Source organism: Hymenobacter sp. BT559 (genome assembly GCF_017571525.1).
In the GTDB taxonomy this organism is placed as follows: Bacteria; Bacteroidota; Bacteroidia; order Cytophagales; family Hymenobacteraceae; genus Hymenobacter; species Hymenobacter ginsengisoli.
On the sequence record NZ_JAGETY010000009.1, the window covers coordinates 213,433 to 238,486 of the forward strand.

Here is a 25,054-nt window from a genome sequence, read left to right on the forward strand (position 1 = left end):
TATGCGCCAGGGGCTGCGGCTACCGGCTAGGTGGGCCTGATAAGCTACTATAAGTTGGCCGGTCGGCCGGGCTTGTTCGGCCAGAAAACTGGACCATTCACATAGGGCCTGGTACTTCTTTAAGGCCCTACGCTATTTTTGAATCACTACCCTGCCGCCTGCTGCTCATTATTTATTTCGTACGTCGCTCTTCTAATGCTAAGCCTTCGCTCCTATTTTGTTGCTTCGCTTGCCTGCCTCTGCTTGCTAGGCGCGCCGGCCCAGGCGGCCCGCACGCACCCCGCCGCCACCAAAGCGGCCCGGCCGCAAGCCCGCCGTGCTGCCATGCGCCCCGCTGCCAGGCCCTTATTTAAGCGGCCTCAGGCCGCGGTGCCTGCCCCCGCTAGCCCGGCTCCTGCGGCCATTGACCTGCCCGATACGCGCCTGTTTTGCCTGGCGGGCCTCGTGCTCGGGGCTGATGGGCAGCCCTGCCCGGGCGTTTGCGTTTTCCCGACTACCAACGTGCGCCAGATTGCCGTAACCAATGCGCAGGGAGCTTTTCAACTGCAAGTGCCGGCCCACACTGCCCTGAGCCTGCAGGCCGAGTATGTTGGGTTTGGCAGCACCCGGGTTGCCCTCGATGGCCATACGGCACAGCCAGTGCACATCATCTTAGGAAGATAACGAACTCATTACCTGCAGCTTTTTCAACAAAAAGCCTTTTCTGCGCGGCAGAAGGGGCTTTTGGTGTGTAAAATAGCTGGGCAATTGCGCCGTCCTACCCTACGAATAGTATTTACTTACTGCTATTTTAGTTTTACACCTCGCCTTATGTCTTTGCCCCCTGCCCAGGTTAGCTCCACCGACGTCGCCGAGCTGCGCGCGCTGGCCAGCTTATCAGCGCAAAACCCTAATCCGATTGTGCGGCTCGATGCCAACGGCCGCCAGCTATATGCCAACCACGCCGCCCTGGCCCTGCGCGATGGCCTGAGCCGGGCCGAGCAAGTGTGGGTGCGGCAGCAGCTGCGGGCCAGCGTGCATCAGGCTCAGGGCGACCTGGCGCCTATTATTCAGGTGGGCCAGCGCTATTTTTTGCTGCAAAAGGCTACCATCGTACCGCCCGAAGGCAGCGTGACGCTGTACCTGGCCGAAACCACCGCCCGCGTGCAGGCCGAGCGCCAGCTAGCCGAGCAGCAAAACCTGCTGAGCGAAATACTGGACGCCACGCCTGACCTCATTTTTGTGCGCAATGCCCAGCAGCAGCTGGTGTTTGAAAACCGCGCCACCATGCAGCTGCGGCACCGCATGGGCTACTTCGACCCCGCTGCTCCCCCCTCCCCCACGCCCCGCCAGGCCACCGAATGGGAAGAGTACCTGCGCACCGATGCCCAGGTGCTGGCCACCGGTGAGCAGTCGACCCGCGAAACTACTACTACGCTGCCCTCGGGCGAGGTGCGCCACTTCTGCACCATCAAGCGCCTGCTAGTGCGGCCCGATGGCACCCGGCAGGTGCTGGTGCTCAGCAGCGACATTACCGACGAGAAGCTGGCGACGGAGGCCCTGACCCAGCGCGAAAAGCAGTACCGCGACCTGATGATGCGCTCGCAGGCGCTTATCTGCACCCACGACCTGGCGGGCAATATCCTCACGGCCAACCCGGCGGCGGCCGAGCTGCTGGGCCGTCCGCTGGAGGTATTGCCGGGCACCAACCTGCACGAGCTGGTAGCCCCCGACTTCCAAAGTGGCGTAGCCGATTACTTACACGGCTTTGACACTTCCGGCAGCCAACGGGGCACCATGGCGCTGCCGGGCGGGCGCTACCTACTCTACGACAACCACTTGGTGCGCGAAGATGGCCAGCCGCCCTACATTATCGGCTACGGGCAGGATATTACCGAGCGGGTATTGGCCGAGCAGGCGCTGCGCCGCGCCAAAACGGCCGCTGAAGCCGCCGTGCAGGCCCGCGAGAATTTTCTGGCCAACATCAGCCACGAAATCCGCACGCCCCTCAATGGGGTGCTGGGCATGGCTAGCCAGCTCGGCAAAACGGCCCTCGACGCCCGGCAGCAGGAGTTTGTGCACACCATCCGGCACGCGGGGCAGCACCTGCTGCACGTTATCAACGACGTGCTCGACATGGCCAAAATCAGCTCGGGCAAACTGGAGCTTGAGGCCGTGGCCTTCAACCTCTGCGACTCGATGGGCGAGGCACTGCGCCCGCTCGTGAACCAGGCCAAGGAAAAGGGTATTCACTTTGCCGGCACGCCGCTGCGCACCACCTGCGCCCACCCCTGGGTGCTCGGCGACCCCCACCGCCTCAACCAGATACTTATCAACTTGGTAGCCAACGCTATCAAGTTTACCGAGCCCGGCGGGCGGGTGGTAGTCATCGGCGAGCAGCTTTCCGAAACGGCTACTACGCTCACGGTGCGCTTTACGGTAGAAGACAGCGGCATCGGCATCGCGCCCGACAAGCAAGAGCTTATTTTTGAGGGCTTTACCCAGGCATACTCCGACACCACCCGGCGCTTTGGCGGCACCGGCCTGGGCCTGAGCATCTCGCGGGCGCTGGTCGAGCAGCTAGGGGGGCTGCTCACGCTCAGCAGCGAGGTAGGCCAGGGCAGCACGTTTGCCTTTGTGCTCACCCTACCCAAGGCCGCCGCGCCCGCGCCCGTTCACGCCCTCGATGCCTATGATACCGGCGCGCTGCGCGGCCGCCGCTTGCTGGTAGTAGAGGACAACGAGATAAACCGTACCGTGGCCCGCCTGCTATTCGAGGGCTGGGGGGCCGTAGTAGACGAGGCCGAAGATGGCCGGGCGGGCGTGGAGCGCGTGCGCGACGCGCCCCAGCCCTACGACGTAGTGCTCATGGATATTCAGCTGCCCGGCCTCAACGGGCTCGATGCCACGGCGGCCATCCGGGCCCTGCCCGACCCGGCGCGGGCGGGCCTGCCCATTGTGGCGCTAACGGCCAATGCCTTCCGGGCCGACCGCGACCGCTACCTGGCCGCCGGTATGAACGCTACCCTAGCCAAGCCCTTTGAGGAAGAAGAGGTGTACCGCACCCTAGTGCAGCAGCTGTCGGCGCCGGCGCAAGCCTACGACCTGAGCAAGCTACGCACCCTGGCGCGGGGCCGCGAAGAGTTTGTCGTTAAGATTATCAACTCCTTCCTGCGCAATATACCCGAGAGCTTGGCCCAGCTCCACGCCGCTACGGCCGCCGGGCATTGGGAAGAGGTTGCCAAAATCACGCACCACATCAAGCCCAGCCTCGAATCGGTGGGCGTGCCCGGCGTGGCCGATGCCGTGCAGCAGCTCGAAGCCGCCACCGACCTGCCCCAGCTGCCCGCCGCTGCAGCGCACCTGGCCAGCCAGGTAAAACGCGCCCTGGCCGCCCTGCCGCAGGAGCTAAAAGCCAGTGCGCAGTGAGCAAGAACTGTTCACTGCGCACTGTTTCTACAGGCTCCGCAAGTGGCGGGAAAACTCTTCGTGATACGACTTGCCTACCGGTATCTCGTAGGGGCCTAGCTTGAGCATATTATCCTCTATGGCCTCGATGCGCCGCATATTCACGATGTAAGAGCGGTGCACCCGCACAAAGTGGGCAAAGGGCAGGCGCTCAATCAGCGCCTTGAGCGTGAGGTAAACGATGTGCTTTTGGGTTGTGGTCACTATCACCGAATACGTCGAGAGGGCCTCTATATAGAGCACGTCGTCGAAATTGATTTTGATAGTCTTGGTTCCCACTTTCACAAACAGGTCGGCGGGCGACTCGGCGGCCTTCACCACCGGAGGTGCGGCCGGGCGCTGGGCCAGCACCTTGCTAATAGCCTGGCTAAAGCGCACAAACTCTACCGGCTTCACCAGATAGTCAACCGCTTGTAGCTCGAAGGCAGCTACGGCAAAATCGCGGTGCGTGGTCACCAGCACAATGGCTGGGGTGGGCTTGGGCAGGAGCTTGGCCAGCTCAAGGCCCGTGAGCGTGGGCATCTCCACATCGAGCAAGATGAGGTCGCAGTGCCCGCCGCCCCGAAAAAATGTCAGCGTTTCGAGCCCGCCCGGCAGTGAGGCCACCAGCTCAAGCTCGGGCGTGAGGTCTACGAGGTGCTCGAGTGTGAGGCGGTTGATTTCGTTATCGTCAACGATGATGCAGGTGAGGCGGGCAGTAGTGGGCATCGCGTGGAAAAGGCGAGATAATGGCGGTACGCGCCAGGCCCAGGCCCTGACGCATACCGCTGCAAGCTACTAGCGCCCGAGCTTATAAGCCGGCTGGCCCAGCCCAAACACCTGGCGAAATCAAGCGCCGAGGCCGGTGAAAAGTATAGCTTCGGGCACTCATTACGCGTAGCAATAGGCCTAGCGCGCAAACGCATTCTATTTACACACAGCGCATTACCCCAACAAGCAACTCTCGTTAGTAGCTAGCTTGCATTATAGCTGCACGTCGCCGCGCAAAAATGTCACGGCGTAGCCACCGATATCGACACGGTCGCCGCGCAGGCGGCACCACAGCTCGCCACCCCGCGCCGACTCCTGCCGGGCAAACAAGTCGGTTTTGCCGAGCTTTTCGGCCCAAAATGGAATGAGCGTACTGTGCGCCGAACCCGTAACGGGGTCTTCGGGCACGCCCACCTCGGGCGCAAAAAAGCGCGATACAAAATCGACGCCGTTGGTGCCGGGCGCAGTGGCTATCAGCCCAATATAGCCCAGGTCAATTAGCGCGGCAAAGTCGGGATTGAGGGCCAGCACCTCGTCGGCGTGGGCAAACTCGACCACCAGGTCGCGCGAGGCCAGCACGGCCAGGGGCGTAGCGGCCCCGGGCCCTAGCGAGCGCAGTAGCACTTCGGGGTGCTCGGCCAGGGCCAGCGGGCGCGGCGGCCGGCTCGGGAAGTCGAGCACGAGTTTGCCATCGGCCTCGCGGCGCACTTTCAGCAGGCCGCTTTTGCTCTGGAATGTAATTTCAGATTTGGCATAGCCGCGCTCGTTCCAAAGGACGTGGGCGCTGGCCAGCGTGGCGTGGCCGCAGAGGTCAATTTCGAACGTGGGCGTAAACCAACGCAGGTGAAAATCGGCCTCCTCGCCCTGCAACGGAACAAAGAAGGCCGTTTCGGCCAGGTTGTTTTCGGCCGCTATCAGCTGCATAGTGGCATCGGGCAGCCACGCATCGAGGGGGCACACGGCGGCCGGATTGCCAGTGAAGGGCCGGCGGGCAAAGGCATCGACCTGGTAGATGGGAATGGTCATGAGAACAAAAGCCGGCGGCGGGGCTAGGGTGCCGGCCGGGCCGCAAAGATGCAAGGCACAGCCTGTCCTGGCTACCGGGCCGCCTGCGCCAGCACGATTTCCAGGATGCGGCCTACCCGGTCGCCGCCCAGCAAAGCATCAAAATCGGGTGAATCCAGAATTTGCTGGGTCACGGCGGCCGATGTAACGATGGTTTTACCGGCCAAGCCGGGCGCAGTAATGGCAAACCCACCGTCGCGCAAGGTAGCGTTTACCGCTACGGTGAAGGTGTAGGAGTTTAGGGCGCGCAAAAAATCACTCATTGGTAAGTAAAATCAGATTTAAGCAGAGGGCTTACTACGTATCCTCACCAGCGCCGGGCTAGCGTAGCCTTGGTCAGCAAGAGGCAGTATCGCCGCCTGCTCCCTTGCATTACAAATATGACAGCCACCAGTAGGTGTGCCGCTGCTTGTATCCCTGGTACCAGCGGCAGGGCCAGTACGTGAGCAGCAGCACGGCCACCCACACTGTATACAGCCGTAGCAGGCTGGGGTGATAGGCAGCAGGCCAGTCCTTTACCGAGGCAAACGATAGGTTAATGGCCTGCCCGAAGGCTAGCCGCGTCCATACATATGCCCCGCCGCTTATCAGGCAAAAGTGCAGCACGAAGTAAAAAAGCGGCACCCGCCCGTAGATGCTCAGCCATTGGCCAAGCCGGCCCGGCAGGCGCCCGGCCAGCGAGAGCAGCACCAGCGCCCCGCCCAGCGTGAGACTCAGAAACAGTAGCGACGGCGGGTACTTGGTGACGTTCAGAAACGAGAGCAGGGTGTAGCCGGCCCCACGCGCCTGCTCGCTCCAGCGGCTAGGGTCGCCGTAGAGGTTGGTAGCGCGCACCGCAATAAAGAAAACCAGCGCGGCCCCGCCGGCCAGGCGCAGCCAGCGTGCACGCAGCGGCGCCTCCGCCTTAAACCACGGCCCTGCCACGTAGCCGAGCGCCATCACGGCTGCCCAGGGTAGGATAGTGTAAGCCGCCAGCACGGGCACGGGCTGCGTGGCAAACAGAAACGGACTATCGTAGAGCAGGGCCCACGGCAGCCTGGCCCCCGTTACGGGCTGCACGAGGGGCAGCAGGTGCTGGCCCATAATAATGGCTAGCGCCAGGCCAGCCAGCAGCCAGCGCGGCAGCCAGATGGCACCCGCCAGCAGCACCATGCTGCAGCCCAGCGCCCAGATTACTTCCAGCACCAGCATCGGGTAGCCCCACTGCAGAATGAAATTGATAACCACCAGCTCAAGCACCACCAGCCAGAGCCCGCGCGTGAGCAAAAAGCGGCTGACCTGGCCCCGACTAGCCCGCTTCTGCTGATACAAGAACACGCTCGCGCCGGCCAGAAACACAAACGTCGGGGCGCAGAAATGCGTGACCCACCGCGTCAGGAACAGCGCGGCGGGGGCCTGGGCCACATCTTCGGGCCGCATGGGCGTGGGGCACCAAAACTCCCGAATGTGGTCGATGGCCATAATGACCATAGCCAGGCCCCGCACTACATCGATAATGGGCACGCGCGCCGTGGCAGCTCGGCCCGTAGCGGCCGGGCTAGCGAGTGTAGGAGTGGCAGTCTGGTTCATGTAGATAAGCGGCTGGTAAACACCGCCAATGTACTGCCAGGAGGCACTTGTACAAACAAAAACTATCGTGCACAAAAAAGCCCTACTGGCGTACCAGCAGGGCTTTTCTTCTTAAAGCGCCAGGCGTTACACCAGCGATACTTTCACGGCGTTCGGGCCTTTTTTGCCCTGAGCTACCTCAAACTGCACTTTGTCGTTTTCACGAATCTCGTTTACGAGGTCGGTTACGTGGACGAATACGTCCTCGCCGGTGCTGTCTACTTTGATGAAGCCGAAGCCTTTGGTTTCGTTGAAGAATTTTACGGTTCCTGTCTGCATGATGCTAGGAAAAAAGGGTGATAAAGCAAGCAGCAGCGAACCTATCTGACTATGCAGCCCGCAGGCTGCGTAATGGTACTGAAACGGGGCGATTTGCCTTTTATGGCCTAAAGGTACGGCAAAAATGCTGCGTGGGCCTGCCACAAGTAATTTGAGCTGTTTTTACTGCCTTCGTTTAGCAGCACAGGTCTGTTTTGCGTAGAGCTGGTGGTGGCCGCGCTGGCTGGGCAAAACGACTTTATACCGTCATCTTTATGGAAATGAATTTCATTCGGCGGGGCACTGGCCCGCTGCTGCTGCTAGTACACGGCATTGGGGGCAGCTGGCGCTCGTGGCAAACTATTTTGGACGAGCTAGCCCGCGAGCGCGAGGTGATTGCCGTAGACTTGCCGGGCTTTGGCGACACGCCGCCGCTAGCAGGCCCGGTCACTATCAGCACCCTAGCCGACGCGCTTACGGACTTTTTGCGCCAGCACAACCTGCTGGGCATCGATGCCGTGGGCAGCTCTATGGGCGCGCGGCTGGTGCTCGAGCTGGCCCGGCGCGGCGGGGTGCTAGGGGCGGTGGTTTCGCTCGACCCCGGCGGGTTTTGGCAGGGCTGGGAAATTCCAGTCTTTTACCACAGCGTGGCCCTCTCCACTAAGCTGGTGCGGGCCTTGCAGCCGGTGATGCCTCTACTAATGGACAACCCCGTGACGCGCACCATGCTGTTTGCGCAGTTTTCGGCCCACCCTTGGCGCATTCCGGCCCGCGCGGCGCTCGATGAAATGCGCAGCTTTGCGCACGCCCCGTCGTTTGACGAGCTGCTCTACAACCTAGCTTACGGCGAGGTGCAACAGGGTGCCCCGCGTGGTGCTATTCAGGCGCCGCTGGTCATTGGCTGGGGCCGCCAGGATAAGGTGTGCCTGCCCGGCCAGGCCGAGCGGGCCCTAGCTAAGTTTCCCGACGCCCAACTCTACTGGTTTGACCACTGTGGGCATTTCCCGCAGTGGGACCAGCCCGCCGAAACCAGCCGCTTGATACTAGCTGCCACTAGTGGCCAGCCCTTCCCCGATACTAAGGTGTCCCTGCCCGCCCCGCCCCCTAAGGCAGTGCCCCGTGTGGTGGTGGCTGGGGTAGCAGCGTTAGCAGCGGGGGCTGCGTGGCTACTGCTGCGCCAGCGCACCGCGCGCGGCTAGCCCTTCTTGCCTTCGCTTTTCACCTCAAGCCGCGGTAGTGCGCCTGCCGCGGGCCTATCCATCTTATCTATTATGGCTACTGATTATAAACCTATTGACTGCGGCTTTTATGACGAGCTCGAGGCCCTGGCCACCCGCAAGAAGCAGGTGTACCTGCAATACTTCAACGACTTGCGTCAGCTCTGCCAAGGCCCGGCCACGTTCAAAACCTTTGTTACCCGCGAACATATTGAATACGCCCTGCTAGCCTCGGGCGAGGAAGTTCGCCTCGACCACATCATCCGCATCGACGACACCCCCGCGCCGGGCTACGGGGATTATCCCGATTATCGGTGCGGGTGCTGAAGCTCAATTAATACTACCAACGCTTACCGTTCTTCTTCCGCAATAGGATGACCTAGCTGCACTAGACAAGCCCGTAAAGCCTTGTATGTGCTGGCGTCAGCCTCAATCTGCTGACCACCTGCCGTTACCATCTGGTCGCAGCTAAAGCAAATGTTTAGCACGTTCGTGAGCTCGTTTTGCACATTATAAAATGCCAGGGCATCACGGTAGACAGGCCCGCACATCCAGTGGTACTGTTGGATTACTGACCTTTGTAAGATGGATGCGATTTTTTGAATGGCTTCCACGTTATTCTCCAGTTTACTGATGGGCGAGGCAGTTACATGGAAAGCTGCGGGCCCTGGCGTAAGCGTTAACAAGTCGAGGTTATGCGTCCTTTCCAGCAAACGTAGCTGCTCGCGCAACGCTGGTAGTTGTTGCGTCTTAGCTGTTAATAACGAGCTTCTAGTTTGCTGAAACAGTTCTTTTGCCGCGCCTCTTAACGCATCAAGCTTCGGCCCGCGATTGAAAGAGAACGTTACCAAATAGCTGAACTCTTGTTGCTTCCAAAACTGGGCAGTCGTCATTGCTTCACTTTCAATGGGTAAAGCATAAAACTACTCGCCTACGTCCAGTACTGCACCGGCGCATTGGGGAAACACCGCTGCCACTCGCTGGTAAACCACGCCTTGAGCTCTTTCATAGTCGGCAGGTCGTAGACGTACTTGAGGCCGCCAAACTTGTTGCGCTTCACGGCGCGGGTGCTCTCCTCCAGGTCGAGGCTCGTGTTGGGGTACCAGCCTAGCAGCACCTCCTTCGAGCCGGGCGTGAAGCGGTGCGTGATGAACTCGACGGTGAGGTCGCAGTCGAAATCGAAGGCCGCTTGCAGGCGGTCAAGCAGCTCGCCGTAGTGCCGCTGCCAGTCGGGCAGGGGCATTATGGGCGCCAGCACCACCCCTACCGGGTAGCCGCCCCCACCCTGAGCCACCGGCAGGGCTAGCCGCCGCAGCGCCTGAATGCGGGCCTCGATGCTAGCCGTGCCACCTTCGAGCTGCCGGGCCAGGGGCTCGGCATTGAGCGAGGCGCGGGCACGGGTGTGGCCGTTGTGCGGCAAGCCAAGCAGGCTCTCTACGTGGTCGTATTTGCTCACGAAGCGCAGGCGCCCGCCTTCCCGGCCAGCAAAGTACTTCACCGTTTCGGCCAGCGCGCCGGTGAGGTGCTCAATACCCAGCACGTCGGTGTAGCAGCTCGCCTCGAAGCTCACGGGGCGGTCGGCGCGCTCGTATAGCTGCGTATTGGTCAGTAGCTTGGGCAGGTTGGCAAAGGCGCACACCACGGGCGGGCCGCTGAGGCTGCCCGCGAGGTAGCAATACTGGCAGTGGGCTGGGCAGCCTTCGGCCAGGTTGAGCTGGTAGTCGGCCGAGGGTGGCGTGGGCTGCAAGCGCAGCGCGCCAGCCGGGGCGTTTACCACCGCTAGGGTGGTTTTGGCGGCGCGGTAGGTGGCGCGCTCGTCGGGGCCCCGCAGGCCGGTAAGGCGGTTGCTTTTCAGCAGCTCAATGTCGAGGTTGAGAGCCTCGGCGCGGGCCAGGATTTGCTGGCCGTAGTCCTCCTGCAAAGCATCAGGCGTGAAAAGCACGCGCTGTGGCAGCCACAGCTTAGCGCCATGCGTGCGCGGGGCGGCGGCCTCTACGGGGGCTAGCGGCCGGGCTACTTCGGAGGTGTTGAGAACGGGCAAAAAGAGGTCGGTCTGCATTAGGTACCCAACGTCAAATGGCCCAGAATGGGTCATTTTGGCGCATTTTTGCATCTGATTTTCTACCCTCAGCAGCAGGCACTTACGGCGCTGCGGCCACTTTTTTCCTCATGCCCGAGTCTCCTACCCTAGCCGGCCCTTCGCCCCATACGCGCCACCCAGTGGGCGGCCATGAGCGGCTGGTTTTTCTGAAGAATATTATCACTAACCCACTTATCGAGGTAGGCGACTACACCTACTACGACGACTTTGACGACGTGCGCAACTTTGAGCGCAATGTGCTCTACCACTTTCCGTTTATCGGTGACCGGCTGCGTATTGGGCGCTTCTGCCAGATTGCCTCGGGGGTGAAGTTTGTGATGAACGGCGGCAACCACCGCACCGACCTATTTACCACCTACCCGTTTCCGGTATTCGGGCAGGGCTGGGCAAATGCTTTCGACCCGGCCACGTTTCCGAATAAGGGCGACCTGGTGGTGGGAAATGACGTGTGGCTTGGCCACGATGCGCTGCTGATGCCCGGCGTGCGCGTGGGCAATGGCGCCATTGTGGCCACCCGGGCCGTGGTGACGCGCGACGTGCCCGACTATGCCATCGTGGCCGGCAACCCGGCCCAGGTGGTACGCATGCGCTTCGACAAAGCCACCGTGGCCCGGCTGCTGGCCGTGGCCTGGTGGCACTGGGACGCCGCCAAAATCACGCGCCACCAGCAGGCTATTTGCGGGCTCGACCTCGATGCGCTGGAGCAGGCAACCTAGCCCGGCTTTGCGTATAGCCCCGCATGACCAACGCGCCCCTTATCCTCACGCTTACGCTCGACGCCGCTAGCCAAGCTTTTTTTGACACTCAGCGCCAGAAGTATTTTCCGCCCAAAATCAACTACCTCAGCGCCCACCTCACACTATTTCATGCCTTGCCGGGCGATGAGGAAGCGTCTATTAGTGAGCAGCTTGCTAGCGTAGTGGCTAGCCAGTCTGCGCCGCTGCCGCTCGCCGTAACCGGGCTTAGGTTCATGGGCCGCGGCGTGATGTATACGCTGGCCAACCCCGAGCTGCCGGCCCTGCACCGGCGCCTCCAGCAGCAGTGGCAGCCTTGGCTTTCGGCCCAAGACCAGCAAGGCCTGCGCCCGCACATCACCGTGCAAAACAAGGTAGACCCGGCCGTGGCCCGGGCGCTGCTCGCCGAGTTGGAGGCAGGCTTTCAACCCTTTACGGCTCAGGGCACCGGGCTAGCGCTGTGGGCCTACCGCGGGGGACCCTGGGAGCAGCGGCGGGTATTTCCATTTGGGCCGGCCTCTGCGTCAAAGTAGAACGGCCTCGGTGCTGGCGGCCAAGAATTCGCTGAGTAGCGACTGGGTGGTGGTGCCCAGGCCCGCCAGCACGAGTTGGGGCGGCGTGAGGTAGCCGGGCAGCCGCTGCCAATCGGCCACCGTGGGCCGGGGCGCAAAGCCCATATACCACTCTTTATACTCGCGCCGCGCCACCGGGCCGTCGGCCAGTTTTTCGAGTAGCCCGTGGCGCGGGTCGGTCTCGATGCGGGCAAACAGCCGGCGCACTGCCACCGGGCAACCCTCCAGCACTTGCACAAACCGCCCCCCCCCGTAGAGTAGTACGCCCGTGATATTAGCCCGCTCGTTGAAACCCCGCGCCTGCTTTAGCAGTTGCACCAAATCGGCTTCCTCAAAATCGGCAGTGGCCTGACTGATGTAGACAATGCTGTAACACCCTCCTGGTTCACTTTCCATTCTTACTCAACGCCTCAGCGCTTTTTACACCCTATTGGGCAGTTTTTGCTGGTTAGTTTCTTTGTGGCCGCTAAGGCGCAGCTGTTTGCGCCAGCAAAATTACTTTAACCTGCGCTATTTCCTTCTCTTCTTATGGATTTAAAAACTCCTCCCGCCAAGCCGCTGATTGCTGATATTGTGCTCATTGGCGCGGGTATCATGAGCGCTACGCTAGGGGTGCTGCTCAAAGAGCTCGACCCCAGCCTCACCATTGCCGTGTATGAGCGCCTCGACGCGGTGGCCGCCGAAAGCTCCGACGCCTGGAACAACGCCGGCACGGGTCACTCAGCTTTTTGCGAGCTTAACTACACGCCCCAGCGCCCCGATGGCAGCGTTGACATCTCAAAGGCCGATAAAATCGCCGAGCAGTTTGAGCTCAGCAAGCAGCTCTGGGCCAGCCTAGTAGAAGAAGACAAACTACCCGACCCACATTTTTTTATCCACAGCATTCCGCACATGAGCTTTGTGTGGGGCGAGGCCAACGTGGAGTACCTGCGCAAGCGCTACGAGGCCATGCTGGGCTCGCCGCTGTTTAAGGGCATGGAATTCAGCACCGACCCGGCCGAGATTGCCCGCTGGATACCGCTGGTAATGGAAGGCCGCGACCCAAGCCAGCCTGTGGCGGCCACGCGCATGGCCATCGGCACCGACGTCAATTTCGGCGCCCTCACCCGCGCGCTGTTCGACAACCTGCGCCAGCAGCCGGGCGTTTCGTTTGAGCTAGGGCAGGAAATCGAGGATATCCGCCGCAAGGAAGGCAACCTCTGGCGCGTCAAAATCCGCGACCTGGCCACCGGCAAAAGCCGCAAGGTGTACACGCGGTTCGTATTTATCGGGGCGGGCGGGGGCTCTCTCACGCTGCTCGAAAAGTCGGGCATCCCCGAAGCCAACGGCTTTGGCGGCTTCCCGGTGAGCGGGCAGTGGCTGAAGTGCACCCGGCCTGAGGTCATTGCCCAGCACGATGCCAAGGTGTACGGCAAGGCCGCCGTGGGCTCGCCGCCCATGTCGGTGCCGCACCTCGACACGCGCCAGATAAACGGCCGCCAGGAGCTGCTGTTTGGCCCCTACGCCGGCTTCAGCACCAAGTTTTTGAAGCGCGGCTCGTACACTGACCTGTTCCGCTCTATTGAATTGGGCAACATCCGGCCGCTGCTCTATGCTGGTGCCCGCAATATTCCGCTCACCAAGTACCTCATCGGGCAGGTGCTCCAAACGCCCGAGCAGCGCATCGCGGCCCTGCGCGAATATTACCCCGAGGCCCGGCCCGAAGACTGGCAGCTCGAAGTGGCAGGCCAGCGCGTGCAGGTTATCAAGAAAGACAAAAAGAAGGGCGGCGTGCTGGAGTTTGGCACCGAGGTAGTTACCTCGGCCGATGGCTCCATCGCGGCGCTGCTAGGGGCCTCGCCGGGGGCGAGCACGGCCGTAAGCATTATGCTCGACCTGGTGCAGCGCTGCTTCCCCGAGCACGCGGCCTCGCCCGAGTGGCAGGCCACGCTGCACCGGCTGGTGCCGTCGTTTGGCCAGTCGCTGGCCGATAATGCGGCGCTTACGCAGCAGGTGCGGGCACATTCGGCCGAGGTGCTCAAGCTGGCTTAACTCACTAGTAGTCAACCTGGCTAAAGCCATTTTAATCGCTTATCCTTGCGAGCGCAGCGCGGCAATCTTTCCTTTTCACTAGGGTCACTAACCCAACGAAGCGAGCGACAAGGAAAGATTGCCGCGCTGCGCTCGCAAGGACAGGCGATTTTGGTCTCTCTTATCCGTATACCTTATGACCTGCCTGCTGCTCATCGATTTTCAGCTCGACTTCTTGCCCGGCGGCTCGCTGGCCGTAGCTGAAGGCGATACCATCTTACCGCTGCTCAACGACTTGCAATCGCGCTTCGACCTGGTAGTAGCTACCCAGGACTGGCACCCGGCTGGGCACCGCAGCTTCGCCAGCACCCACCCCGGCCAGGAGCTGTTCTCAGAAATTGAGTGGCAGGGCTTGCCGCAGCGCCTCTGGCCCGACCACTGTGTGCAGGGCTCGCCCGGCGCGCAGCTGCACCCTAGCCTCAGCCTCGCCCGTGTAGAAGCTATCTTCCGCAAGGGCACTGACCCTGAATTGGATAGCTACAGCGCGTTTTTTGACAACGGGCACCGCCGCGCTACCGGCCTCACGGGTTACTTGCGGGCGCGGGGCATCACGCAAGTGTATGTGGCGGGGCTAGCCACCGATTACTGCGTGTACTTCTCGGCTAAGGACGCGCGCAGCGAGGGCTTTGAGGTGGCTGTCATTGAAGACGCCAGCCGGGGCATTTCGGCCGAAAGCATCGCCGCCGCCAAGGCCGACCTGCTGGCGCAGGGCGTGTGCTTTGTACAGGCTAGCGAGGTGCTGGCGAGCTAGGCCGACACGAAACGAAAAAAGACCGTCCTGCTTCGCTTGTCGAAGCAGGACGGTCTTTTTTCGTTTCGTGTCGATTACGGATTAATCGTGACGATGCTGCCGTCGGGGTTGCGCTTCAGCTCGGTCACTTTCACGTTGCGCAGCCAGGTTTTGCCGCTGAGTTGGGTGTCGTGGTAGAAGATGTACCACTTGCCCTTAAACTCGACGATGGAGTGGTGGGTGGTCCAGCCCTGCACGGGGTTCATAATCACGCCCTTGTAGGTAAAGGGGCCCGTGGGCGAGTTGCTCACGGCGTATACCAGCAGGTGGGTGTCGCCGGTCGAGTACGAGAAGTAGTACTTGCCCTGGTACTTGTGCAGCCAGCCGCCCTCAAAGAAGCGCCGCTTGGTATCGCTGGCCAGCAAGGGCTTGCCGGCTTCGTCCACGAGTTTGATTTCCTGCACCGGGCCGGCAAAGTGCTTCATGTCGGCGCTGAGCTGGGCCACGCGCGGGCCAATGGCGGGCTCGTTGCCATCGGGCTTTTTCTCGGGGGCATTGGCGTCGTACTTCCCGGTTTGCCAGCGCTGAAGCTGGCCGCCCCAGAGGCCGCCAAAGTACATGTACGCCTTGCCGTCAGTATCAGTAAATACGGCCGGGTCAATGCTATAGCTACCCGCAATGGGCGTAGCATCGGCCTTGAACGGGCCAGTGGGCGACGAGCTGGTGGCCACGCCCATGCGGAATACGTCCTGCTTATCCTTTACCGGAAAATACAGGTAGTAAGTGCCGTTTTTAAACGCTGCGTCGGGCGCCCACAGCTGGCGGCCGGCCCACGGAATGTCTTTGAGGTCGAGGGCCACGCCGTGGTCGGTGACCTTGCCGCCGATGCTATCCATCGACAAGATGTGGTAGTCGCGCATGGCGAAGTGGTCGCCTTTGTCGTTTTCCGGAATGCCCGCCTCGATGTCGTGCGAGGGGTAGATGTAAATCTTGCCGTTGAAGACGTGTGCCGAGGGGTCGGCAGTGTAAATGCTGCTGAGGAGCGGCTGGGTCAGGTACTTGGGCTTGCCGCCGGTAGTGTGGGCCGGGGCGGTGGCACCGGCGGCCGGCTGGTCGGCGGTTTGGGTGGGCTGGCTTTGGCAGGCAGCCAGGGCTAGCGGGGCGGCCAGCAGCAAGGCCGCCCGGTGAGAAGCGAGGGTACGCAGCATCTTCAAAAGAGATGATTAAGTGGTGGAGGCGCAAGCTAGCGCGCAGTTTTTTGCGTCAACTATCGGTTTCGTTTGGATAGGGCGCGGGCCAGCTGGTGCGCTTCCCAGGCGGTGCCCAAGAAGCCTCCCTTGCTTTTCTCACACAGCCAATCCCTAGCCATTCATCTGCTTAAAGCGGGCATCAATATCAGCCCGCGAGCCCTGGCGAATGCTTTCTGAGGTGCCGTAGCCCACCTCTTCCTCGCCGGCGGCCAGGCGCGCCACAATGCTGTCGGCAAAGTCATCGACGGGCACGGCCCAGGTATGCAGGCCCGGGCCCCCGAGGTCGGTGTTGACGCCGGGCGGCACGATTTCGAGCACGCGCACTCCCGTATCGGCCAGCTGGCGGCGCAGCGATAGGGTAAACGAGTGCAGCGCCGCCTTGGTGGCGCTGTAGATGGGCGCGGCGGCCATTGGGGCAAACGCCAGCCCCGACGACACGTTGATAATGACGGGCTCGCGCTGCTGGCGCAGGTGGGGCAGCAGCAGGGCCGCCAGGTGAATGGGGGCCTCCAGGTTGATGGCGATTTCCTGGCGCTGCTGCTCCCAGGCGGCTAGGTCGGCGGGCAGGTCGGCCAGCTGGAAGCGGTTTTGAATGCCGGCGTTATTAACGAGCACGTTCAAGGCCGGAAAGTCGGCTACCACGCGGCTGGCAAGCTCGGCGCGGCTGGCGGCCTGGGCCAGGTCGCACTCGTAGAAGTGCAGACCGGGTACCCGTTGCCGGGCTTCCTGCAGCTTGTCGGCCCGCCGCCCGCAGATGATAACCTGGCTGCCCGCCTGGGCAAAGCGCTGGGCCAGCGCCAGCCCAATGCCGGTGGCGCCGCCCGTGAGCAAAATGGTGTTATTCGAGAGATTCATGACAAGAAAAATGAGACGGGAAAGCCTACGCAAAACCGGCCCGGCCGGCTAGGCCCGTCGGCTACCTTTGCGGCGTGGAAACTCCCGCTCCTACTTTCAGCCCAGCTACGGCGGCCGACGCGCCGGCCCTGGCCGACCTCATCAACCGCGCCTACCGCAGCGAGGCCAGCCAGGCCGGCTGGACCACCGAGGGCCACCTGCTCGACGGCCCGCGCGTTGACGAAGAAACCCTGCGCACGATGCTGGCCGCGCCCGCCGCGGTGCTGCTCAAAGCCGAACTAAGCGGCCAGCTAGCCGGGTGCGTGTATCTTGAGAACCAAGGCAAGTATCTTTACCTCAGTATGCTGGCCGTGGCTCCCGAGGCCCAGGCCCACGGCCTGGGCCGCCAGCTGCTAGGGGCCGCCGAAGCCCACGCCCGCCAGCTAGGCTGCGCCAGCATCCAAATGAGCGTGCTGGAGCTGCGCCCCGAGCTGCTGGCCTGGTACGAGCGCCAGGGCTACCGCCGCACCGGTGCCAGCGAGCCCTTTCCGGCTACCACACGCTTTGGGCGGCCGCGCCAGCCACTCACCTTGCTAGCGCTTGAAAAAGCAATTGCTAATGGTTAACTGCTTAATCGAGCTGCTGCACCAGGGCTAGTAGCTCGCGCTGGGTGGCCTGGGTGTGGTCGTGGGCATACCAGGCGTGCAGTTCGCGGATAAAGTCGTCGTGCGCCATGCCTTCGGCTTTCAGCCTGAGGATGAGCGCCTGGGCTTCGGCGGGGCGCGGCCCCCAGTGCGTTACCTCGGTGAGGGTATCGGCACGCAGCAGCACCAGCTTGGGAATGGAGCGGCTGCCGTTGGTGAGGTACTGGTCGGTGAGGTCGAGGTTATCGTCGCGCAGCACGTAGGCGGTGCGCAGGTGGCCGGCACTGGCCTGGGCGAGGGCTTCCATTACGGGCACCGTTTGGGCGGCATCACCACACCAGCCTTCAGTGATTATCAGCCCGATGTAGTGGCCCTGTAGGCTGGATACGGCGGCAGCCAGCTCGGGCTGCAGCTTCACCGTTTTGTCGAGGCGGGTCATGCGCTGCTCGTTGAGCTTGGCGTAGGCTAGCAATTCTTCCGACTGCTGCGGGCCGGTGGTTTTGCCCTGGGCCAGCAAGTTGTCAATCAGCTGGCGGTAAGCGTGGTATGAATAGGCTGCAGCCAGGCGCTCGGCACTGATAACCGGCGTGGAAGTAGTAGGAAGCATAGTATGTAAGGGAGAATACCGCTACAACAGCCGAGCGCCTCAAATGGCTGCATCCCGGCGTTAAACTGAACATTTTTCTAGCTTTGCTGCATGCTCAACAGATTCTTCCCCGCCGCGCTGCTGGCCGGACTGGCCGCTTGCCAATCGGCTAGCGCACCCGCTACTACTGCCCCGGCGGCGGCCCAACCCAGCGAAATCTCCATGCCCCCGGCCACCTCTGCTTCTACGCCCGAAGCCGCCCGCGCGGCCGTGGCGCGCTACCTCCAAAACCAGCCCAATGCCGCGCTCTACGTGCCCGACTCGGCCAGCATCATCGATGTAGACGCCCACTGGCAGGTGCTGGTGCCGCGCACCGATTGGGCCAAGCGCATGCCCAATAAGGCGGCCTTCGAGGTCGATAAGGCCACCGGTCAGGTCGTAACGCGCCCGGTAAAGTAAGCGAGCCACGCTAGGGCCCTGGCCCCGGTCAGTCGGCTTATTATATTGCCTCTTTGCCCTAGTAAAGGCTATTTCACTACTTCCAGCCAGCCTTTTACGTGGCGGCCATCCGGGTACGTGAGCAGGTAGTAGTACATGCCAGCGGGGTGGCCGGTGGCGTCCCAGTCGTTGTGATACACGGCCGTTTCGTACACGCGCTGGCCCCAGCGGGTGAAGAGCTGGAGCTGCGGCGCGCAGCTCGGCGGCAGCTCAAAATACTGGTTTTGCTTGTCGCCGTTGGGGGTAATGATATTGGGAATAGCCTGGTTTATCACCTCAATGGAGGCTAGCGGAGCGGTGGTTTCGCACTGGGTATTGAGGTAGCGCAGGCGCACGCGCGGTTGGTAATGGCCGGCCTGCTGGTAGGTGTGCTGCACCACGGCCCCCGTGGCGGTGGGGCTACCATCACCAAAATCCCAGGTGGTGGCCGCGTTGCCGCCCGCATCAGTAAAGCGCACGATAAGCGGCACCTGTCGGTCTTCGGCGCAGGCTAGCGGCACCCAGGAGGGCCGGAGGCTGGGCATTGGCACCACAGCTACGCGGCGCGTGGTGGTGGCCGTGCAGCCACCGCTCGCCACGGTGTAGCTGAGCGCCGCTGTGCCCGCAAAGCCTACCGGCGGCGTAAAGAAAAAGCCGGCTGTGGTGTTGCCGCTCACGCCCGGGCCCACCCAGGTGCCACCCATGGGGCTAGCCCCCTGCAGCCGAAAGGCCGCCGTGGTGCCGGGGCACAGCAGGGTATCGGCCGGGGCCACCGCTACCAGCGTCGAGATAACCGTGACGTACAAAAATTTCTGCGTGGGGCACGGGGTATTTATCCCGGCCGAGTAGACCAAGGTAGACGTGCCCACGCCCGCCAGGGCCGGCACAAAGTAGTAGTCGCCGCTGGTGCCCTGGGTCACGCCCCGGCCCGACCAGTAGCCGCCCGGCAGGCTAGCCGTGAGTGGGTAGCGGGTAGTAGTGGCCACGCACAGCGGGCTGGGCAACGGCGTGAGCACCAGATTGGCGGCGTCAATTACGGTAATGCGGCGCTCGTCGGTAGCGGCGCAGGAGTTGTCGGGCGCCGGGCGCGTGTAAGTGAGGCTGACGGTGCCAGCCAGGGCCGCCGTAGGCGTGAATACGAAGCCGGCTGCCACCGAGCCCGACACTCCCCGCCCACTCCAGGTGCCGCCCACCGGGTAGCCTACCAGGGCCACCGGCGAGTAGCCCACGCACACCGTTTGGTCGGCATCGGCATTGGCCCTGATTACCTGCACCTGCCGGGTGGCGGTGCCGGGGCAACCTATCGCATAGGTGTAGGTAATGGTGGTGCTGCCAGCGTATACAAGGTTGGGGTCAAATACCTGGTCGGTGCCATTGGCCGCCAGCACAACGCCCTGGCCGCTAAACGTGCCGCCGGCCGGCGTGCCCACCAGCGGCACCTGAGGCAGCAGTGCGTTATTGGTGGTGCAATACGTGCCCAGCAGCCCCGCCCCGATACTGACGGGCAGCGGCGCCACGGCCGTTACCTGGCGGGTAGCCGAGCTCACGCACTGGCCGGTGGTCACGGTGTAGGTGAGGGCGTAGGTACCGGGGCCGGGCGGCGTAAAAACGTACCCTAGCGCGGGGCTACCGCTAACGCTAGGGCCCGTCCACACGCCCCCGGCGGGGGTGCCCACTAGTGGCGAGGGCCCGTTGGTGCACACGGTTTGGGGCGGGCCTACATAAGCCAGGTCGGGCTGAAAATCGAGCACAAAGGCGGCGTTGTTGCAGGTGCCAGGGCTGCCCGAGCTGGATGTGTAGTAATTGGCCCCCATGGGGATGGGGAAGCCCTGGCCGGTAAAGCAGGCGCAGACGGCCTGGTACACCACGCCGCGCGGGTCGAAGCGTGAGGTGCCGCCATCGACGTGCTCGGTCTCATTGCCCCCGAAGAAGGTGCCATAGCTAAGCGTCGTCAGCCCCGCCGAGAACTGCGCTAGGTAGAAGTCGGCGCCATCGGTCTGCGACTGCACGGCGTAGGGCGTGGTGGGCAGGCCCGCGGTAGAGCCGCCCAGGTTGGCGAAGAGGTAGGACGAGCCGCTGCCGCTGGCATTATTGCGGCCGCCCCAGCCGCACACGTACACTCGGTCGCAGCGGTCTACCAAGAAGGCGGTGGGCACGATATCCGTCACCAGGCGCCCACTGCCAAACACCGTGGCCAGCTGGGTGCGCGTCAGGTCAGCGTCGAGCTTATGAATAAACTGCCGCCCATTCGCACTCTTATATAGGCCGGCGGTGGTGGGGTAGTCGCCCAGCGTTTGGCCAAATAGATACACCCCGCCATCGCCGCCAAGCTGCAAAAAAAAGGCTTGGTCGTAGGCGCTGGTGCCCAAGTAGGTAGTGCGCAGCAGGCTGGTGCCGCTAGCCGCAATGCGCGCCGCAAAGCCATCGACTCCACCCTTCGCGCCAGGATTGAGCGCGCCGGCAGTGGCGGGCAGGTCCGGGCTGAGCGTGCCGCCCGCCACGTACACGTCGCCGCTGCTAGGCTCCAGCTGCAGCGAGTAGGCCGCATCGGAGGCACTGCCGCCCAGGTAGCTGCCCCACAGCAGCGCCGTGAGGCCGGCGTTCAGCTTGCACACTACCCCGTCGGAAGTGCCGCCGCGGTAGGTGTTCTGAAAGCCGCGGCCTAGCGGAAAATTGCGCGATGAGGTGCTGGAGGCGATATACACATTGTTGGCCGCATCCACCAGAATATCACCCCGAAACGGGTCGCCGTAGTTATGAGCCAGCTGCGGGGCCGCCGTATTTGGGTTGAGCGGCAGCAGGCCGTCGTTGTCCGAGCCGCCGAGGTAGGTGCTGGCTTGCAGGGCCGCGCCCGTGGCCGATAGCCGGCACACCACAATATCGGCGCCATTGACTTGGTAGAGAGTGCTTTGAAAAGCATCGCCAAAAGGGTCGGCGGCTGGCCCGCCACCAAAGGTGCGCTGCACCGCCCCGGCCGTGGTCGGAAAATCGGCCGAGCCAGTGCTGCCCAGCACCAGCAGCTCGCCCTGCGCATTGGTCACGAGGCTGTGCGGAAAATCGGCCTGGCTGCCGCCCAGGTAGGTGGCCCAGGCCCGCGCGGCCGGCCCCGAGCGGGTCACGTCGTACTTGATGAGCGCCATGTCGATGATGCCCGCAAACGTGGTTTGGTAGGCGCCCGGGCTAGCCGGGTAGCCCAGGCTGAAGGCGATGCCCCCCGAGTAGAGGTTGCCCGCCGCATCGTAAGTAGCCGTGAAGCCCCAGTTGTTGGCCACCGAGCCGGTGTAGGTGGCAAATACCACCGTGGGGTCGATGGTCAGGGGCAGGGCCCGGTTATACTCGCCCAGCGCAAAGCGCACGGTGCCGCCCGCCCCCAGCTCGTAGCGGCAGGCCACCGGCCGGCGCGTGCCGGCCGCATCGAGCTGCCAGGCCTGCGGAGCCAGCTCGCGCACGGTGCCCACGCTGGTGGCCAGCACCAGGTTGCCGAGCGCATCGAGGCTGACCGTGGCACCGGGGTGGCGCAGCCCGATGGCCGCCGGGTCGGCCCCGGGCGCCACCGTAAAGTCATACTCCAGCTGCTGCTGGTCGTTTTCGTAGAAGCGCGCCCCCACCCCCGGCCACAGCTCCGGGTAGGCCAGCGTGCGGTAGCTGCGCACGTCGGCCGCCCAGTGCGCCGGGTCGCGGCCCTGCATAAAATTGCGGTGCTCGGCGGTGCGGCCGGCCGCTACCGGATGGGCGCCAGAGGCTGCGCCTACAAAGCGCAGGTCGAAGGCGTGGGCGCGCAGGGCGCCGCTGGGGGTAGCCGGCGTGGCGGCAGCCGCCTGGGGGCTAGCGGTACGGTGGCCAGTGGCACTGGCTTCGTGGTCGGCAGGATGGGCCAGCGCCCCGTCGGCCAGCAGCGCCAGGCGCAGGCCATCGGCTTCGGCAAAGAGCTGGCCGCCGCCGGGCAGCGCGGCCCGGTAGCGCACCTGGGCCGGCCACTGGCCCTTGTTTTCAATAAACTCCAGGCTAGGCTGGGCGGCGGGCACGCTAGCCGGGTACGCCGGCAGCCGGGCTAGCCCACCCTGAAAGAATAGGCAAAGCAGTAGGGTAAAAGGTATTCGCATCTATTTTTTGCAGAAAAGGCATAAGAGGACCTTCAAATATACCAGCGCAACCAGCCCTACTTCATCAGGGCTCCATTTGCAACGGCATTTTTTCGACGGCGCACCCAGCCCTGGCGGGCGCTTTTGCGTATGCCTGAGCTCCTTCCTTTTCCTCACTATTGCCCGTTATTTATGGACCAGGTAGCTGCTGGCGTACACCAGTTGCGCATCAAGCGCTTTGTGAATGCGTATTTTGTCGAAACCGGCACGCCCGGCGAGTGGGTGCTCATCGACACCGGCCTGCCGGGCTCGGAGAAAGAGATTATTGCGGCGGCCGACGAGCTCTTTTACCCCGGCACGCACCCCGAGGCCATCATCCTGACCCACGGCCACCTCGACCACCTGGGCTCGGCCAAAGAGCTGGCCCAGCACTGGGGCGTGCCCGTGATAGCGCACCCGCTGGAGCTGCCCTACATCACGGGCAAGGCGCTGTACCCGCCGCGCGACCCCACGGTGGGCGGCTCGCTGGCGTTTATGAGTCGGTTTTTCCCGACGCAATTACCTAACCTCGAAGACCTAGCCGAAGCCTTGCCGCTCGATGATGAGCACCCGCCGCACCTGGTGCAGTGGCGCTGGCTGCATGTGCCGGGCCACGCGCCGGGCCAAATTGCGCTATTTCGCGAGGCCGACCGCACGCTCATTGGCGGCGATGCCTTTGCCACCACCGACCACGAGTCTATTCCGGCCGTGCTGCTGGGTATTCCGAAAATCAGCGTGGCCGGCGCGCCCTTCAACTACGACTGGGAGAAGTGCTTCCAGTCGGTGCAACTATTAGCCGACCTTGAGCCCGTGTCTATTGGCTGCGGGCACGGCCCGGTCATTACGGGCCCGGCTGCCACGGAGGGTCTGCGCCACCTGGCCGACAACTACCACCTGCCCAAGCAGGGCCGCTACCTGCACGAGCCGGCCCGCACCGACGCCAGCGGCGTCGAGCACCTGCCCCCGGCCCCCGAAGACAAGCTGCCCAAGCAGGCCGCCGCCATTGGCGTGAGCCTGCTGCTGGCCGGCGCGGCCTGGCTGGTGGTGGGCGGCCGCCGCAAAAAAGTAAAGCGCTACAAACGCCCGGTTAGCTAGCCGGCGGGTACTCGGCGCTATTTTTGACAGGCGGGGCTAGCGGGCCGGCGATAGTTTCGCTGGCTCGCTAGCCCCGCCTGTTACCTGTTTTTGCCCTTGCTCATGACCCGCTACCTGCTGGCCGCCCTGCTCTTGCCAAGCCCCGCTCCTGGCCCGCCCGCGGCGTTTTACACCACGTATACTTACACGGCCTACACCGTGTACGACAGCACTACCGATGAGCCCCCGACCCAAGTGCCGGGCGTGGGCGGCACGCTGGCCCTGCGCGCCGATGGCACCTACGACAAGCGCCTGAGCCTGCTGCTCGGCGATAGCGGCCCGCGTTTTTTCACCCAACACGGCAAGTTCACCACGAAAGGCGACAGCATCGTATTTCGCTTTACCGACTTGAAAGGCAGCGATGTGCAGCGGGGCACCTACCGCTACGACGCCCGCACGCGCCGGCTCAGCATTACCCTCCTGGGGTACCCGACGGGCAACAAGGGCGTGTATGAGCTGGTAGCGACCAGCGCCGGACCTACGTCGAAGAAGTAAACAGACCGCTATAAGCGGCAGCCTTACAGGCCGTTGCTTTGCCAGCTATTATTATCATAATCGTTATCCTTCCAATTATCGCGTTCGGCCTGAACACCGGTGAGGAATTTGGTTTCCACTTTCAGATTTTTGAGCGAGCCCCGAGCGCGGAAGTAATAGCCCAGATAGAGGCCCGGCACCAGAAAGACCCAGCCGCCAGGCCCCGGCTGCGAAGGGTCGAGCAGCACCAGCAGGGCCAATAGCAACCATACGATAGCCAGACCAGCCAGTATTTTGCCAAAGGTGGTGCGGGCAAAAATGCGGGGCCGGTCAGCGGCCAAGCCGCTGGCTAAGCCAGTCGCCCCTGAGACGCTGCCAGCCGTAGCGGCAACTGCTACAGGTCGGGCCAGCTCCAAGCGGCTTACCAGTTCTTCGGTCCAGTCGTCCAGGGTCAGGAAGCCGGCCGGGGGCGTGCGCAGGCGCTTGCCGAAGCGAAGCCGGCCACCGCCGTGCAGTTGTAGCTCAAGTATTTGATAATAGGCCTCCTGGGGCGCAGATAGTTAGCGATGCGTGATAATGGCAGCTCTTTGGCCGGGTGGCCGGAGTCAACAGGCTGGATATACAGGCTTTCGGGCCGCAGCTCTAGCCGCACCGCGCGGTAGCCTTGGCGCCACGCCAAATAGCCGAGCGCCAGTAAGGCCACCGCCAGGGCCAGAAGGCCCACGCTGAAGCCTTCGCTGAGGCACACTAGGCCTATAACGAAGCCCGACACCGGCGCTAGTACCATCACCCAGATATAGCCAATTTTCACTGCAAAAGCTTCGCAGCTGGGTAGGGCTGCGGGGGCATACCCGCGGTCGGGAGAGGACGAAGGGAGCGAGGAAGAGTCCATACGAAAAGAAAGTTTATCCTATGTTCAGACACGACCCCTAATTTGGGTCAGTAAAGGAAAAGAGCGGAGTAAGATTCTAATGTTATGGGG

Annotated in this window: 26 protein-coding genes; 12 read left to right on the forward strand and 14 right to left on the reverse strand. The window is 62.9% G+C overall.

Annotated features, from left to right (window positions below; translation table 11 throughout):
- The first annotated feature begins 195 nt into the window (after positions 1 to 195).
- Both J4D99_RS14055 and J4D99_RS14060 read left to right on the forward strand, forming a co-directional pair.
- On the forward strand, positions 196 to 663 hold the full coding sequence (locus J4D99_RS14055; RefSeq protein WP_208132358.1) for a peptidase associated/transthyretin-like domain-containing protein: 468 nt from the start codon (positions 196 to 198) through the stop codon (positions 661 to 663).
- A 147-nt stretch (positions 664 to 810) separates the two neighbouring features.
- On the forward strand, positions 811 to 3,408 hold the full coding sequence (locus tag J4D99_RS14060; protein ID WP_208132359.1) for a PAS domain-containing hybrid sensor histidine kinase/response regulator: 2,598 nt from the start codon (positions 811 to 813) through the stop codon (positions 3,406 to 3,408).
- A gap of 27 nt (positions 3,409 to 3,435) precedes the next feature.
- Here J4D99_RS14060 and J4D99_RS14065 read toward each other — a convergent pair whose 3' ends face one another.
- The 5 genes from J4D99_RS14065 to J4D99_RS14085 all read right to left on the reverse strand — a co-directional run bounded on the left by J4D99_RS14065 (position 3,436) and on the right by J4D99_RS14085 (position 7,149).
- Positions 3,436 to 4,155 (reverse strand): LytR/AlgR family response regulator transcription factor, encoded by a 720-nt coding sequence (locus J4D99_RS14065; protein WP_208132360.1) that lies wholly within the window; start codon positions 4,153 to 4,155, stop codon positions 3,436 to 3,438.
- A 255-nt stretch (positions 4,156 to 4,410) separates the two neighbouring features.
- A complete protein-coding gene (locus J4D99_RS14070; RefSeq protein WP_208132361.1) occupies positions 4,411 to 5,223 on the reverse strand; it encodes a PhzF family phenazine biosynthesis protein in 813 nt (270 codons plus the stop codon).
- Between the two features lie 71 nt (positions 5,224 to 5,294).
- Positions 5,295 to 5,525, reverse strand: a complete 231-nt coding sequence (locus J4D99_RS14075) for a hypothetical protein (RefSeq protein ID WP_208132362.1) — start codon at positions 5,523 to 5,525, stop codon at positions 5,295 to 5,297.
- Positions 5,526 to 5,634: 109 nt separating this feature from the next.
- Positions 5,635 to 6,831: an acetyltransferase domain-containing protein gene (locus tag J4D99_RS14080; protein ID WP_208132363.1), complete on the reverse strand. Its 1,197-nt coding sequence runs from the start codon at positions 6,829 to 6,831 to the stop codon at positions 5,635 to 5,637.
- 126 nt (positions 6,832 to 6,957) lie between these two features.
- The gene (locus J4D99_RS14085) at positions 6,958 to 7,149 is read right to left on the reverse strand and encodes a cold-shock protein (RefSeq protein ID WP_208132364.1); all 192 of its coding nucleotides are present in this window, start codon (positions 7,147 to 7,149) and stop codon (positions 6,958 to 6,960) included.
- A gap of 254 nt (positions 7,150 to 7,403) precedes the next feature.
- On the opposite strand from J4D99_RS14085, the gene J4D99_RS14090 reads away from it, so the two are divergent.
- Both J4D99_RS14090 and J4D99_RS14095 read left to right on the forward strand, forming a co-directional pair.
- Positions 7,404 to 8,327 (forward strand): alpha/beta fold hydrolase, encoded by a 924-nt coding sequence (locus tag J4D99_RS14090; protein ID WP_208132365.1) that lies wholly within the window; start codon positions 7,404 to 7,406, stop codon positions 8,325 to 8,327.
- Between the two features lie 72 nt (positions 8,328 to 8,399).
- Positions 8,400 to 8,672, forward strand: coding sequence for a hypothetical protein (locus tag J4D99_RS14095; RefSeq protein WP_208132366.1), 273 nt, complete (start codon positions 8,400 to 8,402; stop codon positions 8,670 to 8,672).
- A gap of 23 nt (positions 8,673 to 8,695) precedes the next feature.
- On the opposite strand, the gene J4D99_RS14100 is transcribed toward J4D99_RS14095, so the two are convergent.
- Both J4D99_RS14100 and J4D99_RS14105 read right to left on the reverse strand, forming a co-directional pair.
- The gene (locus J4D99_RS14100; protein ID WP_208132367.1) at positions 8,696 to 9,238 is read right to left on the reverse strand and encodes a hypothetical protein; all 543 of its coding nucleotides are present in this window, start codon (positions 9,236 to 9,238) and stop codon (positions 8,696 to 8,698) included.
- A gap of 38 nt (positions 9,239 to 9,276) precedes the next feature.
- On the reverse strand, positions 9,277 to 10,404 hold the full coding sequence (locus tag J4D99_RS14105; protein ID WP_236018663.1) for a spore photoproduct lyase family protein: 1,128 nt from the start codon (positions 10,402 to 10,404) through the stop codon (positions 9,277 to 9,279).
- A 110-nt stretch (positions 10,405 to 10,514) separates the two neighbouring features.
- Here J4D99_RS14105 and J4D99_RS14110 point away from each other — a divergent pair, with 110 nt between their 5' ends.
- Together J4D99_RS14110 and J4D99_RS14115 are read left to right on the forward strand one after the other, a co-directional pair.
- Complete coding sequence (locus J4D99_RS14110) at positions 10,515 to 11,162, forward strand: CatB-related O-acetyltransferase (RefSeq protein ID WP_208132368.1); 648 nt, start codon at positions 10,515 to 10,517, stop codon at positions 11,160 to 11,162.
- Between the two features lie 23 nt (positions 11,163 to 11,185).
- Positions 11,186 to 11,713 carry a 2'-5' RNA ligase family protein gene (locus tag J4D99_RS14115; protein WP_208132369.1) on the forward strand — a complete coding sequence of 176 codons (528 nt, stop codon included), beginning with the start codon at positions 11,186 to 11,188 and terminating at the stop codon, positions 11,711 to 11,713.
- Here the strand turns inward: J4D99_RS14115 and J4D99_RS14120 are convergent.
- Complete coding sequence (locus J4D99_RS14120) at positions 11,705 to 12,148, reverse strand: BLUF domain-containing protein (protein ID WP_208132370.1); 444 nt, start codon at positions 12,146 to 12,148, stop codon at positions 11,705 to 11,707. The genes J4D99_RS14115 and J4D99_RS14120 overlap by 9 nt on opposite strands.
- Positions 12,149 to 12,280: 132 nt before the next feature.
- Here J4D99_RS14120 and J4D99_RS14125 point away from each other — a divergent pair, with 132 nt between their 5' ends.
- Positions 12,281 to 13,783, forward strand: a complete 1,503-nt coding sequence (locus J4D99_RS14125; protein WP_208132371.1) for a malate:quinone oxidoreductase — start codon at positions 12,281 to 12,283, stop codon at positions 13,781 to 13,783.
- A 175-nt stretch (positions 13,784 to 13,958) separates the two neighbouring features.
- Positions 13,959 to 14,573 carry a bifunctional nicotinamidase/pyrazinamidase gene (pncA, locus tag J4D99_RS14130; RefSeq protein WP_208132372.1) on the forward strand — a complete coding sequence of 205 codons (615 nt, stop codon included), beginning with the start codon at positions 13,959 to 13,961 and terminating at the stop codon, positions 14,571 to 14,573.
- A gap of 74 nt (positions 14,574 to 14,647) precedes the next feature.
- Here pncA and J4D99_RS14135 read toward each other — a convergent pair whose 3' ends face one another.
- On the reverse strand, positions 14,648 to 15,760 hold the full coding sequence (locus J4D99_RS14135) for a glycoside hydrolase family 43 protein (RefSeq protein ID WP_208132373.1): 1,113 nt from the start codon (positions 15,758 to 15,760) through the stop codon (positions 14,648 to 14,650).
- A gap of 153 nt (positions 15,761 to 15,913) precedes the next feature.
- Positions 15,914 to 16,657: an SDR family oxidoreductase gene (locus tag J4D99_RS14140; RefSeq protein WP_208132374.1), complete on the reverse strand. Its 744-nt coding sequence runs from the start codon at positions 16,655 to 16,657 to the stop codon at positions 15,914 to 15,916.
- A 74-nt stretch (positions 16,658 to 16,731) separates the two neighbouring features.
- On the opposite strand from J4D99_RS14140, the gene J4D99_RS14145 reads away from it, so the two are divergent.
- Complete coding sequence (locus J4D99_RS14145; RefSeq protein WP_208132375.1) at positions 16,732 to 17,262, forward strand: GNAT family N-acetyltransferase; 531 nt, start codon at positions 16,732 to 16,734, stop codon at positions 17,260 to 17,262.
- A 4-nt stretch (positions 17,263 to 17,266) separates the two neighbouring features.
- Here J4D99_RS14145 and J4D99_RS14150 read toward each other — a convergent pair whose 3' ends face one another.
- Positions 17,267 to 17,887 carry a thioredoxin family protein gene (locus tag J4D99_RS14150; protein WP_208132376.1) on the reverse strand — a complete coding sequence of 207 codons (621 nt, stop codon included), beginning with the start codon at positions 17,885 to 17,887 and terminating at the stop codon, positions 17,267 to 17,269.
- A 90-nt stretch (positions 17,888 to 17,977) separates the two neighbouring features.
- Between J4D99_RS14150 and J4D99_RS14155 the strand changes: the two genes are divergently transcribed.
- Entirely contained in the window at positions 17,978 to 18,325 is a 348-nt protein-coding gene (locus J4D99_RS14155; protein WP_208132377.1) for a hypothetical protein, read from the forward strand.
- 68 nt (positions 18,326 to 18,393) lie between these two features.
- On the opposite strand, the gene J4D99_RS14160 is transcribed toward J4D99_RS14155, so the two are convergent.
- Positions 18,394 to 22,446 (reverse strand): DUF7948 domain-containing protein, encoded by a 4,053-nt coding sequence (locus tag J4D99_RS14160; RefSeq protein ID WP_208132378.1) that lies wholly within the window; start codon positions 22,444 to 22,446, stop codon positions 18,394 to 18,396.
- 171 nt (positions 22,447 to 22,617) lie between these two features.
- Between J4D99_RS14160 and J4D99_RS14165 the strand changes: the two genes are divergently transcribed.
- The gene (locus tag J4D99_RS14165) at positions 22,618 to 23,559 is read left to right on the forward strand and encodes an MBL fold metallo-hydrolase (RefSeq protein ID WP_208132379.1); all 942 of its coding nucleotides are present in this window, start codon (positions 22,618 to 22,620) and stop codon (positions 23,557 to 23,559) included.
- A 102-nt stretch (positions 23,560 to 23,661) separates the two neighbouring features.
- Positions 23,662 to 24,093 (forward strand): hypothetical protein, encoded by a 432-nt coding sequence (locus tag J4D99_RS14170; RefSeq protein WP_208132380.1) that lies wholly within the window; start codon positions 23,662 to 23,664, stop codon positions 24,091 to 24,093.
- 23 nt (positions 24,094 to 24,116) lie between these two features.
- Here the strand turns inward: J4D99_RS14170 and J4D99_RS14175 are convergent, their stop codons facing one another.
- Both J4D99_RS14175 and J4D99_RS14180 read right to left on the reverse strand, forming a co-directional pair.
- A complete protein-coding gene (locus tag J4D99_RS14175) occupies positions 24,117 to 24,413 on the reverse strand; it encodes a hypothetical protein (RefSeq protein ID WP_208132381.1) in 297 nt (98 codons plus the stop codon).
- A gap of 110 nt (positions 24,414 to 24,523) precedes the next feature.
- Positions 24,524 to 24,964 carry a hypothetical protein gene (locus tag J4D99_RS14180; RefSeq protein ID WP_208132382.1) on the reverse strand — a complete coding sequence of 147 codons (441 nt, stop codon included), beginning with the start codon at positions 24,962 to 24,964 and terminating at the stop codon, positions 24,524 to 24,526.
- Positions 24,965 to 25,054: the final 90 nt, after the last annotated feature.